Annotated in this window: 16 protein-coding genes; 14 read left to right on the forward strand and 2 right to left on the reverse strand. The window is 36.0% G+C overall.

Features of this window, described 5'->3' with window-relative positions; genetic code table 11:
- Positions 1-50 precede the first annotated feature (50 nt).
- The 5 genes from ACFVQC_RS25305 (at position 51) to ACFVQC_RS25325 (ending at position 5,337) form a co-directional block, all read left to right on the forward strand.
- On the forward strand, positions 51-1,244 hold the full coding sequence (locus tag ACFVQC_RS25305; protein ID WP_377899557.1) for a sensor histidine kinase: 1,194 nt from the start codon (positions 51-53) through the stop codon (positions 1,242-1,244).
- Entirely contained in the window at positions 1,241-1,897 is a 657-nt protein-coding gene (locus ACFVQC_RS25310; RefSeq protein ID WP_377891807.1) for a response regulator, read from the forward strand. Before ACFVQC_RS25305 ends, ACFVQC_RS25310 begins: the two co-directional genes overlap by 4 nt.
- A 138-nt stretch (positions 1,898-2,035) precedes the next feature.
- On the forward strand, positions 2,036-2,968 hold the full coding sequence (locus tag ACFVQC_RS25315; RefSeq protein WP_377899558.1) for an ABC transporter ATP-binding protein: 933 nt from the start codon (positions 2,036-2,038) through the stop codon (positions 2,966-2,968).
- Between the two features lie 15 nt (positions 2,969-2,983).
- The gene (locus ACFVQC_RS25320) at positions 2,984-4,180 is read left to right on the forward strand and encodes an ABC transporter permease (RefSeq protein ID WP_377899559.1); all 1,197 of its coding nucleotides are present in this window, start codon (positions 2,984-2,986) and stop codon (positions 4,178-4,180) included.
- Positions 4,181-4,191: 11 nt separating this feature from the next.
- Positions 4,192-5,337, forward strand: a complete 1,146-nt coding sequence (locus ACFVQC_RS25325) for an ABC transporter permease (RefSeq protein WP_377899560.1) — start codon at positions 4,192-4,194, stop codon at positions 5,335-5,337.
- 16 nt (positions 5,338-5,353) lie between these two features.
- Here the strand turns inward: ACFVQC_RS25325 and ACFVQC_RS25330 are convergent, their stop codons facing one another.
- On the reverse strand, positions 5,354-5,551 hold the full coding sequence (locus ACFVQC_RS25330; RefSeq protein WP_000369263.1) for a hypothetical protein: 198 nt from the start codon (positions 5,549-5,551) through the stop codon (positions 5,354-5,356).
- A 235-nt stretch (positions 5,552-5,786) separates the two neighbouring features.
- Here ACFVQC_RS25330 and ACFVQC_RS25335 point away from each other — a divergent pair, with 235 nt between their 5' ends.
- The 6 genes from ACFVQC_RS25335 (at position 5,787) to ACFVQC_RS25360 (ending at position 13,411) form a co-directional block, all read left to right on the forward strand.
- Entirely contained in the window at positions 5,787-7,490 is a 1,704-nt protein-coding gene (locus tag ACFVQC_RS25335) for an ABC transporter substrate-binding protein (RefSeq protein WP_377899561.1), read from the forward strand.
- Positions 7,491-7,733: 243 nt separating this feature from the next.
- Positions 7,734-9,461 carry an ABC transporter substrate-binding protein gene (locus ACFVQC_RS25340; RefSeq protein WP_016095121.1) on the forward strand — a complete coding sequence of 576 codons (1,728 nt, stop codon included), beginning with the start codon at positions 7,734-7,736 and terminating at the stop codon, positions 9,459-9,461.
- A 104-nt stretch (positions 9,462-9,565) separates the two neighbouring features.
- Entirely contained in the window at positions 9,566-10,522 is a 957-nt protein-coding gene (locus tag ACFVQC_RS25345; RefSeq protein ID WP_377899562.1) for an ABC transporter permease, read from the forward strand.
- Between the two features lie 12 nt (positions 10,523-10,534).
- Positions 10,535-11,458 (forward strand): oligopeptide ABC transporter permease, encoded by a 924-nt coding sequence (opp4C, locus tag ACFVQC_RS25350; RefSeq protein WP_377899563.1) that lies wholly within the window; start codon positions 10,535-10,537, stop codon positions 11,456-11,458.
- A gap of 10 nt (positions 11,459-11,468) precedes the next feature.
- Positions 11,469-12,449: an ABC transporter ATP-binding protein gene (locus ACFVQC_RS25355; RefSeq protein WP_377899564.1), complete on the forward strand. Its 981-nt coding sequence runs from the start codon at positions 11,469-11,471 to the stop codon at positions 12,447-12,449.
- On the forward strand, positions 12,446-13,411 hold the full coding sequence (locus ACFVQC_RS25360; RefSeq protein ID WP_377899565.1) for an ABC transporter ATP-binding protein: 966 nt from the start codon (positions 12,446-12,448) through the stop codon (positions 13,409-13,411). The genes ACFVQC_RS25355 and ACFVQC_RS25360 overlap by 4 nt, the downstream gene beginning before the upstream one ends.
- Positions 13,412-13,592: 181 nt before the next feature.
- On the opposite strand, the gene ACFVQC_RS25365 is transcribed toward ACFVQC_RS25360, so the two are convergent.
- Positions 13,593-14,465 carry a Cof-type HAD-IIB family hydrolase gene (locus ACFVQC_RS25365; RefSeq protein WP_377899567.1) on the reverse strand — a complete coding sequence of 291 codons (873 nt, stop codon included), beginning with the start codon at positions 14,463-14,465 and terminating at the stop codon, positions 13,593-13,595.
- A 474-nt stretch (positions 14,466-14,939) separates the two neighbouring features.
- Between ACFVQC_RS25365 and ACFVQC_RS25370 the strand changes: the two genes are divergently transcribed.
- From ACFVQC_RS25370 to ACFVQC_RS25380, 3 genes are read left to right on the forward strand one after another with little or no spacing between them, the layout of a single operon-like run.
- A complete protein-coding gene (locus tag ACFVQC_RS25370) occupies positions 14,940-15,050 on the forward strand; it encodes a DUF3948 family protein (RefSeq protein WP_070127846.1) in 111 nt (36 codons plus the stop codon).
- 43 nt (positions 15,051-15,093) lie between these two features.
- Positions 15,094-15,204, forward strand: coding sequence for a DUF3948 family protein (locus ACFVQC_RS25375; protein WP_001058532.1), 111 nt, complete (start codon positions 15,094-15,096; stop codon positions 15,202-15,204).
- Between the two features lie 34 nt (positions 15,205-15,238).
- The gene (locus ACFVQC_RS25380; RefSeq protein WP_219916885.1) at positions 15,239-15,355 is read left to right on the forward strand and encodes a DUF3948 family protein; all 117 of its coding nucleotides are present in this window, start codon (positions 15,239-15,241) and stop codon (positions 15,353-15,355) included.
- Positions 15,356-15,387: the final 32 nt, after the last annotated feature.

Consider the following 15,387-nt stretch of genomic DNA (forward strand, 5'->3'; position numbering starts at 1 on the left):
GATGCGATAACGAGACGAACTTTAGGTTATTAAAATGTGAGGAGAATTTTATGTTAGGATACGCGCGGATTGCTACAATCGTTATGATTTGTTTCGTTTACGCAAATCATGTTTCACGTGAAACAGCAAATTTACAAATTTTTGTCGGTATTGCACTTTTCATTTATATTGTGAATCATATTTTACTTGTAAAAGCAAAAGAGAGTAGGAAACTCATTTTTTATACCTTGCTCGCAAACGGTATTGTCACAGCATTATTAGGATTTTTATTTCCCGAGACATGTTTGTATTTAATTATATTTGGAATTGATGCGGTAGGATTATTTATTCATGATTGGCGTAAAAGTATGACTTATTGTTTCATCGCTTTTTTCTTTCTTTGTTGGTTTATAAATATAATGCATACGTACCAACATACAGGGAGTTTGGAATTGGAGAGTAATGCAATTAACTTTATGTTTATCATTTTTAGTGCTTTAGCTGGAAACTTGATAAAAAAACTTACAGCTGCTAGGCAAATGGTAGATGAGCAATATGGGGAATTAGCATTATCTCATACAGCTTTAAAAGAAGCACATGAACAATTACGGCTATATGCTAAAGAGGTGGAAGAATTGACAGCTGTTCGGGAACGGAATGATATTGCCCGAGAAATTCATGATACCGTCGGTCACAATATGACTGCTTTACTTGTTCAGTTGCAACTGGCAGAGGCTTTATGGAAACAAAAATCGGACGCTACTGAAGAGGTTTTACATACATGTCATGGGTTAGCTAGAAAATCACTTCAAGAAGTAAGAGCTTCTGTGCATGCCTTAAAAGAAGAAAGTAAACTAGGGAATATAATAGAGAATATGCGAGAAATGTTACATGGATATTCTAAAGCGACGAAAGTACAAGTATCTTTTCAATTACAAGGGGATCCGGTTGTGATTCCGTTGTCACTACAGCCTACGTTGCTTCGTATTATGCAAGAATCTTTAACGAATGCAAAACGTCACGGGAAAGCTAGTTTATGTGAAGTAAGTTTAGTTTGTTCAGTGGAACAAGTTAAGTTATGTATTTCCGATAATGGTATGGGAGTCAATGAAGTAAGCCCTGGGTTTGGATTACTTAATATGAAAGAACGTGTAGAGGAGCATGGTGGAATCATTCAATTTGAGAGTGAAATAGAAAAAGGTTTTCGCCTAAAAATCGAATTCCCACTCCGAGAAAAAACATGGATAATAGGGGGAGCGTTATGATTCGAATTATGATTGTTGATGATCAATCACTGATTCGTGATGGATTGGCAATGATATTAAATTTACGTCCGGAACTGGAAGTGGTAGGGACGGCTAGTGATGGGGATGAAGTCGTACAAAAGGTGAAACAATTACAGCCTGAAATTATTTTGATGGATATTCGGATGCCTCGTATGAATGGTGTTGAAGGAACTCGTTTAGTTAGAGAACAGTTTCCTCATATAAAGGTTCTTATGTTAACGACTTTTAGTGATAGTGAGCTTATTTTTGGAGCATTAGAGCAAGGAGCGAGCGGATATTTATTGAAGGACATGGAGACGGATGCAATCGTTCAAGCCATTTTAACGGTACACGGTGGAGGTGCTGTGCTTCCTCAAGATATAACAGCGCAAATTGTAAAGGAATTAAAAAAGACAAAAGTAGCAGTAGAGTGCCCCCTGCCAAAACAACTAGAACAATTAACTGAGCGTGAAGTGGGTGTTTTAAGGGAAATTGGGCTTGGTTTAAATAATAAAGAGATTGCTGAAAAGTTATTCATTACAGAGGGAACTGTAAAGAATCACGTTTCTAATTTGATTAGTAAGCTAGAACTGAGAGATCGAACACAAGCAGCAATATACGCAGTAAGATATGGTGTTACGACATACACATGACTTTTGGCATATATAAGTGTGAAAAAGCAGCGGAATTTGCTGCTTTTTTATTTTGTATTTCTATCTCAAGGGTGATGGAGAGAAGAAGAAATTTTTCTACAATGAAAGTGTAGATGAATGCAAAGGGGCTGAATCAATATGTTAGTCATAGATCATATTACGAAATCATTTGGCAAGAAGGAAATCGTAAAGAATGTTTCTTTTGAAGTGAAAAAAGGTGAAACATTTGGATTGCTTGGACCAAACGGAGCGGGGAAATCAACGACGATATCAATGATTTGCGGATTAATTCCATACGATAGTGGTGATATAAAAGTAGGCGGAAAATCTGTAAAAGAGTATCCATTAGAAGCGAAAAAGAAAATCGGTATTGTCCCGCAAGACATTGCGCTGTATCCGACACTTTCAGCAAAGGAAAATTTGGTTTTTTGGGGAAAGATGTACGGTTTAAATGGAAAAGTTGCAAAAGAGCGAGCAGAGGAAGTGTTAGCTTACGTCGGTTTACAGGATCGGGGAAAAGATAAAATTGAAACATTTTCAGGTGGAATGAAAAGGCGCATTAATATTGGTGCAGCACTTATGCACGAACCAGAGTTATTAATTATGGATGAACCGACAGTCGGGATTGATCCGCAATCGAGAAATCATATTTTAGAGACTGTTAAAAAGTTAAATGAAAAAGGCATGACGGTCATTTATACGAGTCATTACATGGAAGAAGTTGAGTATTTATGTGAGCGAATTGCCATCGTTGATCATGGGAAGGTAATTGCACTAGGAACGAAAAGAGAGTTATGTAATCGTCTGACAGATGGGTTTATAGTGAAATTGCAATTAAATCACTATAGTACGGAACTGCTACAAAAGTTGAAGGCACTACCTGTTGTTGAGCGGATTATTCTTGACGAAGATACTAGCACAATTGACATTGGACTAAATGGTGGCGAGGCGATTGGCACGGTTGTTTCAGTAGTTGTTGAGAACAATGCTCAAATTTTAAAACTGGAAGTACAAGAACCGAATTTAGAAGCACTCTTTTTACAATTAACAGGACGTTCACTGCGTGATTAAGGAGGTTAGTGCGAGATGAAAAGTTTCATTATTGCATGGAAAGATTTAAAAATCCGTTTAATTGATCGCCGCGGATTTATGATGATGTTAATTATGCCGCTTTTATTAACAGCGATTTTAGGTTCAGCGTTAAGTAATGTATTTGATAGTGGTGGACTACCGAAAACAATAATTGGCTATTATCAAGAGGGAACGGATGAGTTTGCAGATGTCTTTCAAAAAGATGTATTGCAATCTAAAGAAATAAAAGATGATGTGAAAGTAAAGGTAGTTAATTCTCAGGAAGAGCTTGAAGATATGTTAAAGGAAAAGAAAATTGATGTAGGAATTGTCATCCCAAATAAATGGAGCGAACAAATACAAGATGGAAAATTAAAAGAACCAAAGGTGCTTATAGACCCATCAAAAGATATACAAGCGAAAATTGCCGAATCAATGATCCGCTCTTTTTCAGAACGTGTTCAAACAGTCGCAGTATCTACTAAAAGTGTTGTAACAGAATTAGCGAAATCTCAGCAGGGTGATGTAGCACAAGTTGCAAAAGAAGTAAGTGGAAGTCTACAGACGATAGCAACTGCAAGTGTGGATAACATCCAAAAAGGAACGATAGGTAAAAGAACAGTTGCAGCGATGCAATATTATGCAGCAGCAATGTTAGTCATGTTTTTACTATATAACATAACAGTAGGTGCAAAGTCAGTTGTAACAGAGCAACGAACTGAAACGTTGGCGCGTTTGTTCAGTACACCGACGAGCTCATTTTCAATTTTATTCGGAAAGTTTTTAGGTACATTACTATTTTCCTGTATACAATTTGGAATATTTATAGTTGCTACACACTTTATGTTTCATGTGGAATGGGGCGAAGACGTGTCTCAAATAGTAGTGTTGGGAATTTCTTATGCAATTTGTGTTTCTGGTTTATCTATGTTAATTGCAGCCTTTATCCGTGAGGAAAAAACGGCAGATTTAATGGGGGGAATCGGTATTCAAATACTAGCTATATTAGGGGGATCAATGTTACCGATTTATGTATTTCCCGATACACTTCAAACAGTTGCGAATATTGCTCCGAATAAATGGGCACTTACGAGCTTCTTAAATATTATGTCGGGAACATCTTGGGATGTGCTATTCCCTGTCATTTTAAGTTTATGTAGTGCAGGAATTATCTCCGTTATGATTGGAACGTTACGTTTACGTACGAGATAGGAGGGGAAATGATGAAGAAGGTTTGGGCGCTTTGTTGGCTAGAATTAAAACAAATTTTAATTAAGCCACAAAGTTATATACTCATGTTTGGAATGCCTATTATTTTCACACTCATTTTCGGTGGACTTTTAGGCGGAAGTGGGAATGAGAAAGTAAATATTAGTTTAGTAGATAAAGATGGTTCTATATTATCTAGCAAGTATTATGAGGAAATAAAGAAAAGTGATTTAATTTCTATAGAAAAGGTAACGTATAGGGAAGGGACACAGGGGATCGAAGACAAGAAATCATCTGGTATAATCATCATTCCGAAAGATTTTCAAAAGAGTATGCTAGATGGAAAAGTAGAAAATATTCAATTGCAAGCCAGTGCTGATTTTACGGGTGGAACTTCTGTAGAGCAAGTATTAGCAAGTGCATTAAAAAAGATGGAGATAGAAGTTAGTGCAGCAAGAGATTTTGAGAAGAAAAGTAACACTTCGTGGGAAACGATGTATGAAACAATTTATACAAAAATAGATCCTGTTTCGATTCAAAAAGAATCGATTTTACACGATGATCAAAAGTTAAATAACGTTACAGGGCGAGCTACAGGTTTTTCAATTCTATTCGTCATGATTGTCATGTTAAGTGCGACGGGAACTATTTTGAAAGCTAGACAACTTGGTGTTTGGTCTCGTTTATTAGGGGCACCAGTTTCAAAAATTCAAATACTAGCAGGATATATCCTTTCCTTCTTTTTAATAGGGTGGATTCAATTTGGTGTTTTAATGATATTAACGCATTCATTATTTGATGTGCAGTGGGGAAATTTATTAGGGGTTATTACACTCGTTTCAGTATTACTATTAGCGGTTATTGGTCTAGCTTTATTATTGGCAAGTATCGTGAAAACAACAGAACAGCAGTCCGCACTAGGGAATATCGTTGTAATTTCAACGTGTATGATTAGTGGTCTTTATTGGCCAATTGAAATTGAGCCTTCATGGATGCAAGCGGCTTCAAATTTTGTTCCGCAAACGTGGGCGATGCGTGGCTTTACTGAGTTAATTGTAAGGGGAGGTACATTAGCAGATATAGGAGGATATATTGGTATACTCATTTTATTTGCGGGAGTATTTTTCGTAATTGGTTTAACAAGAATACGTTATGACTGAAAAAAGAAAGCAGAGTTCACAGCTTTACGCGCTGAACTCTGCTTTCTTTTTGTGTGGCATCTTCTCTCGTTGAAATTATAATAGCGATCCCGAGCATAATAAAAAAAGCTAAAAAGAGGACGAACTTTGGGAAGAAAGGGAATAGTAATAACGCCCCGACTATCATGAGTGTCAATAATACATAGTGCAGGACATATTGGAATAGGTTGTCCATATTTTCGCCCCCTTTTTGGTAGTTAATTGTTATTATTCTATGCGTGGCTATTAGGTAATAGAAGGTGTTTTTTGTTTTTTTGAGAGAAAACAATTAGCAAGGATTGACATGACTATTGGAAAGGAATAATCTTGAAATTAATTCATACTATTTTTATAGGTAAAATAAAGATAGTTACAGAAAGGGGCGTTATGTTACCTCTTAATTAAAAAACAGGAAAGTAAAGGTGAGAATTATGCGAAAGGCTTTGAAAGGGTTACTTGCTACATTCCTTAGTACATCGGTTTTATTAGCAGGATGTGCTCAGGAAGAGAAAAGTACAAATGAAGCAGTAAAGATGCCGAAAGTAAAAGATGAGTTTATTAAGGCGAGTGACAAAGCAAAAAGTCCAGCAAAGGCAAAAGAAAGAAAAGATACCTTTGTAGTGGGAATGCCGAGCCCTGGCGGGATATTCCTTCCGCATTTTATGGAAAATGGGTGGGATGGTAATATAACACAAGCTATCTTTGCTCCTCTCGTTGGATTGGATAAGGAGGGGAAACCAATCCCAATTCTAGCGAAGAAGTGGGATATTTCGGAGGATCAGCTTACATATACGTTTCATTTGAAAGATGATTTAAAGTTTAGTGATGGTTCACCGTTAACAGCGGATGATGTAGCATTTACATTAACGTTACTGCATGATCCAACTTATAGTGGTGCAACGGACATAAGCCAAACAGCAATAAAGGGTGGGCAAGCATATAAAGAAGGAAAGGCAACAGCTATTGAAGGCATTCAAGTCGTTGATCCGAAAACAATTACGATTACAACTGAGAAGGTAAATGCCCAAACATTATCGTTAATTGGTGGAGAAGTTATATCAAAAGCTTATTACGGTAAAGAGTATAAGCAAGGGAATTTAGAGTATTTAAAAGAGTTATATGGCAAGCCGATGGGATCTGGAGCTTATAAACTAGATAAATACATTCCAGGCCAAGAAGTTCGATTTGTAGCAAATGAAAATTATTTTGAGGGTAAACCGAAGATTGAGCACTTTATTTATAAAATTACAAAAGGTGATACGAATTTGCAACAGTTTCAAGCGGGGGAAGTAGATTATGATGGATTTACGACAAATGTGGAGACGATCGAGCAATTAAAAGAGTTAGGTTTCGCTAATATTAATGTGTATACAGGAAGTTCTTACGGCTACATTAAAATGAATTATAAGAAAACATACTTTAAAGATAAACGTGTTCGCCAAGCGCTTATTTACGGATTAGAGCGCCAAAAGGTAATTGATACGTATTTCCAAGGTTATGCTTCACTCGTCAATGTACCAATTACACCAGTCTCCTGGGCGTATACAGAAGAAGGGATTAATAAATACGAATATAATTTAGAAAAAGCAAAGAAACTACTTGATGAAGCTGGATGGAAAGCTGGGTCAGATGGAATTCGTGAAAAAGATGGTCAGAAATTGAAGGTAAGTTATTTTGCTTCTCCTACAAGTAAAATCAATGATGTAATGATCCCTGTTATGAAAGAAGATTATAAAAAGCTTGGGGTAGATTTTAACCCTGAATACATGGACTTTAATACGATGATTTCCAAGGTAATTAAAGGAGATTATGATTTAGCGATGGTCTCCACACCGATGATTGATGATCCGAGCGGAACAATTGAGGAGTTTGTTTCGACAAGTAAGCGTAATTATGATGGATATCATAATCCGAAAGTAGATGAATTAGCTAAGCAGGCATTAGAAACATTGGATATTGAAAAACGAAAAGAAATCTATAAAAAACTATATCAAGAGTTAAGTGAAGATCCACCTGTTATTTTCTTAAACAATAGTAAAGTCGTTTCTGCTCACAACGCACGAATTCAAGGATTACAAGAAGATAACTATAATGGTATATTGTTAAGTTTACCCAAATTGAATATTGCTCAATAATTTTTGGAGAACTCTCAAAATATTTATATAGAAATAATTGACAAAATATACTGAAAGATATAAGCTAATAACCATAAAGTCTACCGGAAAGGTCGGAATAAGATTGTTACCCCTCAAAAACATCTGTTTTTTTACGTTCAAAACCGACTTTTCCGATTGGCTATAAAATGTTGCTGTGGGAGGCATACATAAGGCAAGCAGTTCATAAAGTGTAATTATTAAAAAAAAGTTAGGGTGGGGACAATGAAGAAAAAGACAAAAAAATGGGCTGGTGTATTTTCAGTATTACTGAGTAGTTCGTTTGTGTTATCTGCTTGCGGGGGACAGGAAGATACGGCTTCTACAGAACCAGTTAAACAGCAAGATTTAAAAAATATAAAAATCGAAAAGATTGCTGCTACAGATAAGACGAAAGTACCTGATAAAGCAAAAAATCGAAAAGACACGTTAGTTGTTGGGATTAGTAAACCGGGTGGTGTCTTTTTACCATACTTCCAGCAAAATGGTTGGGATGGAAATGTAACTTCTGTTATTTTTGCATCTCTTGTATCGACAGATAAACAAGGAAAACCGACTCCAGAATTAGCTGAGAAGTGGGATGTTTCCTCTGATCAGTTAACATATACATTCCATTTACGTAAAGATTTAAAATTTAGTGATGGTTCGCCATTAACGGCGGATGATGTAGCATTCACATTGACGCTTTTACATGATAAGGCATATGAAGGTGAAATAGACATTTCTCAATATGCTGTTAAAGGTGGTAAAGAATATAAAGAAGGAAAAGCAACTTCTATTGAAGGAATTCAAGTTGTTGATCCACAGACAATTAAAATTACGACTGAAAAAGTTAATTCGCAGACACTAACTGCTTTAGGTGGACCAGTGTTATCAAAAGCGTATTATGGAAAAGACTATAAACAAAATACAAGTTTAGATTATTTAAAAGAGTTATATGGAAAACCGATAGCTGCGGGTCCATATAAATTTGAAAAGTATATTCCAGGTCAAGAAGTTCGTTTTGTAGCAAACGAAAATTATTATGCAGGTAAGCCGAAAATTCCAAACTTCATTTATAAAATTACTGCTGGTGATACAAAACTACAATTATTCCAAACAGGTGAAGTTGATTATACTGGCCTAGGTACTGGTGATGAAATTCTTGAACAGGCGAAAGGTTTACAATTCGCGAACATTCAAATCGAAACAGCGGCATCATTTAATTATATTTATATGAATAATAATAAACCGTACTTAAAGGATAAAAAGGTTCGCCAAGCACTTATTTATGGATTAGATCGCAAAAAGTATGTTGATACAGCATTAAAAGGATACGGTACAGTAGCTAACGTACCAATCCATCCGACTTCTTGGGCTTATACGGAAGAAGGGGTTAATAAATATGAATACGATAAAGAAAAAGCGAAAAAATTATTAGATGAAGCGGGATGGAAAGCTGGTTCGGATGGAATTCGTGAAAAAGATGGTCAAAAATTAAAGCTTTCTTATTTCGGCCCAAGTTCGGCTAAGGATAGTGATTTACTAATTCCAATTGCCAAAGAGAATTATAAAGAGATAGGTGTAGAATTTAATCCTGAATTTATGGACTTTAATACTATGCTTTCGAAGGTAAACAAAGGTGACTATGATTTAGCTTCTGTTTCGACACCGATTACAAGTGACCCAAGTGAAACAGCTGGTGAATATTTATCTGGTGTCAATGAGAAGAGTCTTGGTTATAAAAATGCGAAAGTAGATGAGTTAATTAAAAAGGGTATTGAGACAGTTGATATTGAAAAACGTAAACCAATTTATAAAGAACTGTATAAAGAATTAAGTGATGACCCACCAGTAATTCTATTAAACTACCGTAGGACAATTACAGGATACAACGGGAATATAAAAGGAATTGACCCTGAAAAGTACAATAGTATTAGTGCAAACTTACCAGTATTATCATTTGAAAAATAACGATAAGAATGTATAAGTAGAAGGCATTTTTTCATCCGGCAATTAATAGTGCCGCTTTGAAAAAATGTTCTTCTATTTTAAGCATAAGATTGGAGAGAAAAAGGGTGAAAACATATATCATTCGTAGGCTGTTACAAATGATTCCTACATTGTTGGGTGCGTCAGTTATTATCTTTTTTTTGTTCGCGCTTCTTCCAGGTGACTATATTGATTCAAATCCAAAGATTACACCACAAAGAGCTGCGGAGCTTAGAGAGCTATATGGTTTAAATAAACCAATTGTTGAGCGATATTTCCACTGGCTAGGTAATGCATTGCAGGGGGATTTTGGTTTTTCTCTTCAATATCAAGAACCTGTAACGTCATTATTAAATAAATTTATATGGAATTCATTTATTGTTGCGGTCGTTGCATTGTTCTTTATTTGGTTAATTGCACTTATTATCGGTGTATTTTCAGCGACAAAGCAATATTCTTTATTCGATAAGCTTGTAACAATTGGTGTTTTTGCAGCGATGTCATTTCCTTCATTCTTTATCGGCTTGTTTTTAATTAAAGTGTTCGCGGTTGATTTAAAGTTATTACCGATAGGCGGGATGATTGATGTTGGTAGTAATTCGACTGGACTTGCTTACGTAATAGAAGTTTCAAAGCATATGGTTTTACCGGTGTTTATTTTAACTCTCCTTGGAGTAGGCTCATTAACTCGCTATTTTAGAACGAGTATGTTAGAAGTTGTACGGCAAGATTATATTCGAACGGCTAGAGCAAAAGGTTTAAAGGAGAAGACTGTTATTTATAAACATGCATTAAAAAATGCAATTTTACCGGCTATTACATTGCTTGCATTTGAGTTACCAGGATTGTTTTCAGGGGCAATTATTATTGAACAAATTTTCAACTGGCCAGGTATCGGCAATATTCAATTAGAAGCGCTTAATTTCCGTGATTATACAGTATTAATGGCATTTACGATGTTTCTTTCTTGTTTAACAATTTTTTCAAACTTTTTAGCGGATGTTGTATATGCAGTTGTTGATCCACGTATTCGGTTGAAGTAAGGGGGGAAAGAGATGGAAACTGTTACAGCAATTACAGAGAAAAAAGCAAAAAAGAAAAGACGGAATGGATCATCACCGTGGAGGCAAGCTTTTAAAAGGATAAAGAAAAATAAGATGGCACTTATAGGGTTTTATGCATTAGTTTTTATGTTTTTATTTTGTTTTATCGGTCCATTCTTTTCACCGTATGCATCCGGAAAAATACAAGTTGCGCTAATTAACAAACCACCTAGTTTTTCTCATTGGCTTGGTACAGATCAATTAGGAAGGGATATTTTAACAAGGCTTATGCAAGCGGGGCGGATTTCATTAACAATTGGCTTAGCTTCAATGGTTTTATCAGTTATACTAGGAGCTTTATTAGGAGCTATTGCAGGCTTTTATCGTGGCATCGTCGACAATATTATAATGCGTCTTGCAGATATTTTAATGTCGATGCCAGGATTACCCTTACTTATTATAATGGGAGCTATTTTATCAGAATGGAAAGTACCATCTGACTATCGTCTTTATGTCATTATGATTATTTTAAGTTTAGTAGGTTGGCCAGGGCTTGCACGTCTCGTACGAGGTCAAATTTTATCGCTTCGAGAACAATCGTTCATGCAGGCTGCTGATGTGTTAGGAATAAAAGATTACCGCAAAATTGTATATCATTTAATCCCAAATGTTTTACCAATATTAATTGTTGTATCAACATTAGGTGTTGCGGGTTCTATATTAGGAGAGTCCGCACTAAGTTACTTAGGTCTCGGAGTCGTTCCACCTACACCATCATGGGGAAATATGATTAGTGCAGCTAACTCATTAATCGACTTTCAAAAGCGTCCGTGGTTATGGATTCCGCCCGGTTTTGCAATTTTTATAACAGTTGTATCAATTAACTTACTTGGTGATGCACTTCGTGATGCGTTAGATCCAAAGATGAGACGGTAGGTGAGGAAATATGAGTAAAACGGTAGTAGAGCTGAAAGATTTACAAACACACTTCCAGACAGAGGAAGGGACAGTCAAGGCTGTTAATCATGTTAGCTTTGCAGTTCGAGAAGGTGAAACAGTTTGTGTTGTAGGTGAATCAGGCTGCGGGAAGAGTGTAACTGCGCTATCTATTATGGGACTTATTGCTGAATCAGGCAGTGTAGTAGGTGGAGATATTTTATATGAAGGAAGAAGTCTTTTAGGTATGAAAGAGAAAGAGCTTCGTAGTTTACGAGGCAATGACATTGCGATGATTTTCCAAGAACCGATGACATCGCTAAATCCGGTCTTCACTGTAGGAGAACAAATTGTAGAAACGTTAAGAGAGCATGAATTACTTAGTAAAAATGAAGCGTATAAGAAGGCAACCGAATTAATTCGTAAAGTTGGTATAGCTCGCGCGGATGAAATCGTCCATTCTTATCCGCACGAACTAAGCGGTGGCATGTTACAACGTATTATGATTGCTGTTGCACTAAGCTGTAACCCTAAGTTATTAATTGCAGATGAACCGACAACAGCTCTTGATGTTACGATTCAAGCGCAAATATTAGACTTATTAAGACAAGTAAAAGAGGAATTTAAAACGTCTATCTTATTAATTACACATGATCTAGGTGTTGTAGCGGAAATGGCCGATTACGTTGTTGTTATGTATGGTGGTAAAGTCATTGAAGAAGCTCCAGTGGTAGAGCTATTTCAAAATCCTAAACACCCATATACGAAAGGGTTACTAAAATCAAAACCAGTAATGGGGAAACGAACAGATAAACTTTATTCTATTCCAGGGCAAGTTCCGAATTTAGTTGGCTTAGATGAGTTTTGTTACTTTAGCGGTCGTTGTGAGCATTGTATGGAAATATGTAAAGAAGAAGCACCAAATCTGAATGTACACGATGAGGATCATAAAGTAGCTTGCTGGTTATATGAGGAGCGTGCGGAACAATGAGTGAACCATTATTAGAAGTGAAAAACTTAAAGACGTATTTTCCAATTAAAGGAGGCATATTCAGTAGAACGATTGGACATGTAAAAGCAGTTGATGGAGTAAGTTTTACTATTAATAAAGGTGAAGTATTCGGCCTCGTTGGAGAATCGGGAAGTGGAAAAACAACGATAGGAAAAACAATTTTACGTCTCGTCCAAAAAACGGAGGGGGAAGTAAAGTTTAAAGGGCACGATGTTCATTCCTTATCCAAGGAGGAATTGAGAAAGCATCGTCCTAATATGCAGCTCGTCTTTCAAGATCCATTTAGTTCATTAAATCCAAGAATGAGAATTGGAGAAGCGCTTGGTGAGCCAATGTTGGCTCACGGGCTAGCGACGAAAGAAAATGTCCGTGAAAAGGTGATAGAAGTATTGGAGTTATGTGGTTTAGCGCCGTATCATATTGACCGGTACCCTCATGAGTTTTCCGGCGGGCAACGTCAGCGTATCGTTATTGCAAGGGCAATGGTATTAGATCCAGAATTTATTGTGGCTGATGAGCCTGTTGCGGCATTAGATGTATCTATTCAAGCGCAAATCATTAATTTGTTTAGTGAATTACAGGAGAAAAAGGGATTGTCCTATTTATTCATTTCACATGATTTAAGTGTTGTGGAGCACTTATGTACGAAAATTGGAATTATGTATTTAGGAACTATTGTGGAAACAGCGCCACGTGATGAGTTATTTGCGAATCCACTTCATCCATATACAAAAGCATTATTATCAGCAGTACCAATACCTGATCCAACGGTTAAGCGAGAACGGATTATTCTAGAAGGGGATATTCCAAGTCCGGCAAATCCGCCGTCAGGTTGCCGTTTTCATACACGCTGCCCCTTTGCTACAGATGTTTGTAAAACGAATGTACCAGAATTCCGTAATGTGGGTGAAAATCATTTTGTTGCTTGTCACCATGTGTAAAAAAAGGACTCTTTCAAAAAGTGAAAGAGTCCTTTTTTTACCCCGCTATTTGTGGGCAGTAAGACTCCCACCTGAAAAATCGACACATGCGGGGAAGTTAGGTGGGAGATTAACTGCCCGTAAAAGCCCGATTGGTTCAACTAATAATCAGAGGAACCCCACCTCTGATTAAAGTTTCACTTTATTTACTAGATGAAGTTTGTTTCAATACAAATTGCTCGATTGCATGAGCAACACCATGTTCATTGTTTGTTAATGTTACAACATCACATAGTTTTTTTACATCTTCTTCAGCATTTCCCATTGCAACAGATAAACCAGCAACTTGTAACATTGGCACGTCATTAAAGTTATCACCGATTGCAACAGTATCTTCAATCGGTATATTGAAATAAGCCGCCATTTCTTGCAAACCATTGCCTTTATGGCCATGCTTATCCATAATTTCTACATTAGTAGGAGCTGATGCCGTAACTGAAATGTCCGTATCTCCTTGTAAAGTTTGTAATAGCTGTGAACGATGAGCAGCATTAAATGTTAAAATGAAGAATTTAGATATTTCTAATTCTGGATTATTTACGACATCTTCGATTTTTTTGAAATCAGTAATTAAGTTAGATTTCTTTTGTTTTTCTGTAATTCTTTCAAGTTCCTCAAGTGTAACATCTAGTGTATGTTTGTTTTCTTCGAATGCCTGCATGACTTGACCTTGCCATGTATAAGGAGAATAAACCCCTTTATTTGTGTACAACTTATATGGGAAACCTTCAGATTCTAGTAATTTTGCAAGCTTGTATACTTTATCGTTTTGTAAACAACGCGAGTTAATTACTTTTCCGTCCACATAAACAATTGCCCCATTGCTTGCTCCAACTGGAAGAGATAGTTTATATTCTTCCAATAATTTTAAAGCATCCTCTTTCGCGCGGCCAGAACAAATCATTACAATATGACCAGCTTCTTTTGCGGTTTGGATAGCTTGTAAGTTCTCTTTGGAGATTTCAAGATTAGATGATAGTAGTGTACCATCCATATCTAATGCGATTAATTTCAAAATGACCACCTCTTTGTTTTTATTATACATAGTTATATAGAGGAAACATATAAACTTATCTTGGAAAGATAGTATTTTATCCCGCATTAATTGCCAGTAAAAGCTCGATTGGTGAGGGGGAATAATCAGTAGGGAATGGAACCCTCGCTGATTAAAGTTTCACTTTGTTTTGTAACGAAATAGAGATGAATAATATTACATTTCACTTTATGACCGTAATGTTACACGAGTGTTACAAATGTGAGTGTAGTAGAAAACGCATTAAAACAAGGTTTTTGAGTGTTTATTTAAAAAAACGTAAAAAAAGTGTAACAAAATTTACGTAATTATATTGCAACGTAATAATAGTTATGTTACATTAATGTTACAAACGTTACGCGATTAATTTTAATGTAACGTTAACATGAAAACTATGAACTAATCATTTCTTAGTAATTACATATAGATAACTTATAAAAAAGGAGAATGAATGATATGAACAACGAGCAAGTATTAAACATAACAAAAGGCGACTTCTTAGGATCAGCAAGCGGAGCAGTAGTATTAACAGCATTAATCGTATTTCTATCAAGCGTATTAGTATAATAGAAGTTTTATAACAAAAATAAGAGAAGGGAGAATGAAAATTATGAACAACGAGCAAGTATTAAACGTAACAAAAGGCGACTTCTTAGGATCAGCAAGTGGAGCGGTAGTATTAACAGCATTAATCGTATTTCTATCAAGCGTATTAGTATAATAGAAGTTTTGTAACAAAAGAAAAAGAAGGGAGAATGAAAAAAATGAAAGAGCAAGTATTACAAGTAACAAAAGGTGATTTCGTAGGGTCAGCAAGTGGAGCGGTAGTATTAACAGCATTAATCGTATTTCTATCAAGCGTATTAGTATAATAGAAGTTTTGTAACAAAAGAAAAAGAAGGGA

The sequence above is a fragment of the Bacillus sp. NPDC057893 genome, assembly GCF_042796455.1.
Classification (GTDB): Bacteria; Bacillota; Bacilli; order Bacillales; family Bacillaceae_G; genus Bacillus_A.

Coding starts and splice junctions, on each gene's coding strand:
- ACFVQC_RS25305 (WP_377899557.1), top strand. CDS start 51: ATGTTAGGATACGCGCGGATTGCTACAATCGTTATGATTTGTTTCGTT.
- ACFVQC_RS25310 (WP_377891807.1), top strand. CDS start 1,241: ATGATTCGAATTATGATTGTTGATGATCAATCACTGATTCGTGATGGA.
- ACFVQC_RS25315 (WP_377899558.1), top strand. CDS start 2,036: ATGTTAGTCATAGATCATATTACGAAATCATTTGGCAAGAAGGAAATC.
- ACFVQC_RS25320 (WP_377899559.1), top strand. CDS start 2,984: ATGAAAAGTTTCATTATTGCATGGAAAGATTTAAAAATCCGTTTAATT.
- ACFVQC_RS25325 (WP_377899560.1), top strand. CDS start 4,192: ATGAAGAAGGTTTGGGCGCTTTGTTGGCTAGAATTAAAACAAATTTTA.
- ACFVQC_RS25330 (WP_000369263.1), bottom strand. CDS start 5,551: ATGGACAACCTATTCCAATATGTCCTGCACTATGTATTATTGACACTC.
- ACFVQC_RS25335 (WP_377899561.1), top strand. CDS start 5,787: ATGCGAAAGGCTTTGAAAGGGTTACTTGCTACATTCCTTAGTACATCG.
- ACFVQC_RS25340 (WP_016095121.1), top strand. CDS start 7,734: ATGAAGAAAAAGACAAAAAAATGGGCTGGTGTATTTTCAGTATTACTG.
- opp4C (WP_377899563.1), top strand. CDS start 10,535: ATGGAAACTGTTACAGCAATTACAGAGAAAAAAGCAAAAAAGAAAAGA.
- ACFVQC_RS25355 (WP_377899564.1), top strand. CDS start 11,469: ATGAGTAAAACGGTAGTAGAGCTGAAAGATTTACAAACACACTTCCAG.
- ACFVQC_RS25360 (WP_377899565.1), top strand. CDS start 12,446: ATGAGTGAACCATTATTAGAAGTGAAAAACTTAAAGACGTATTTTCCA.
- ACFVQC_RS25370 (WP_070127846.1), top strand. CDS start 14,940: ATGAACAACGAGCAAGTATTAAACATAACAAAAGGCGACTTCTTAGGA.
- ACFVQC_RS25375 (WP_001058532.1), top strand. CDS start 15,094: ATGAACAACGAGCAAGTATTAAACGTAACAAAAGGCGACTTCTTAGGA.
- ACFVQC_RS25380 (WP_219916885.1), top strand. CDS start 15,239: ATGAAAAAAATGAAAGAGCAAGTATTACAAGTAACAAAAGGTGATTTC.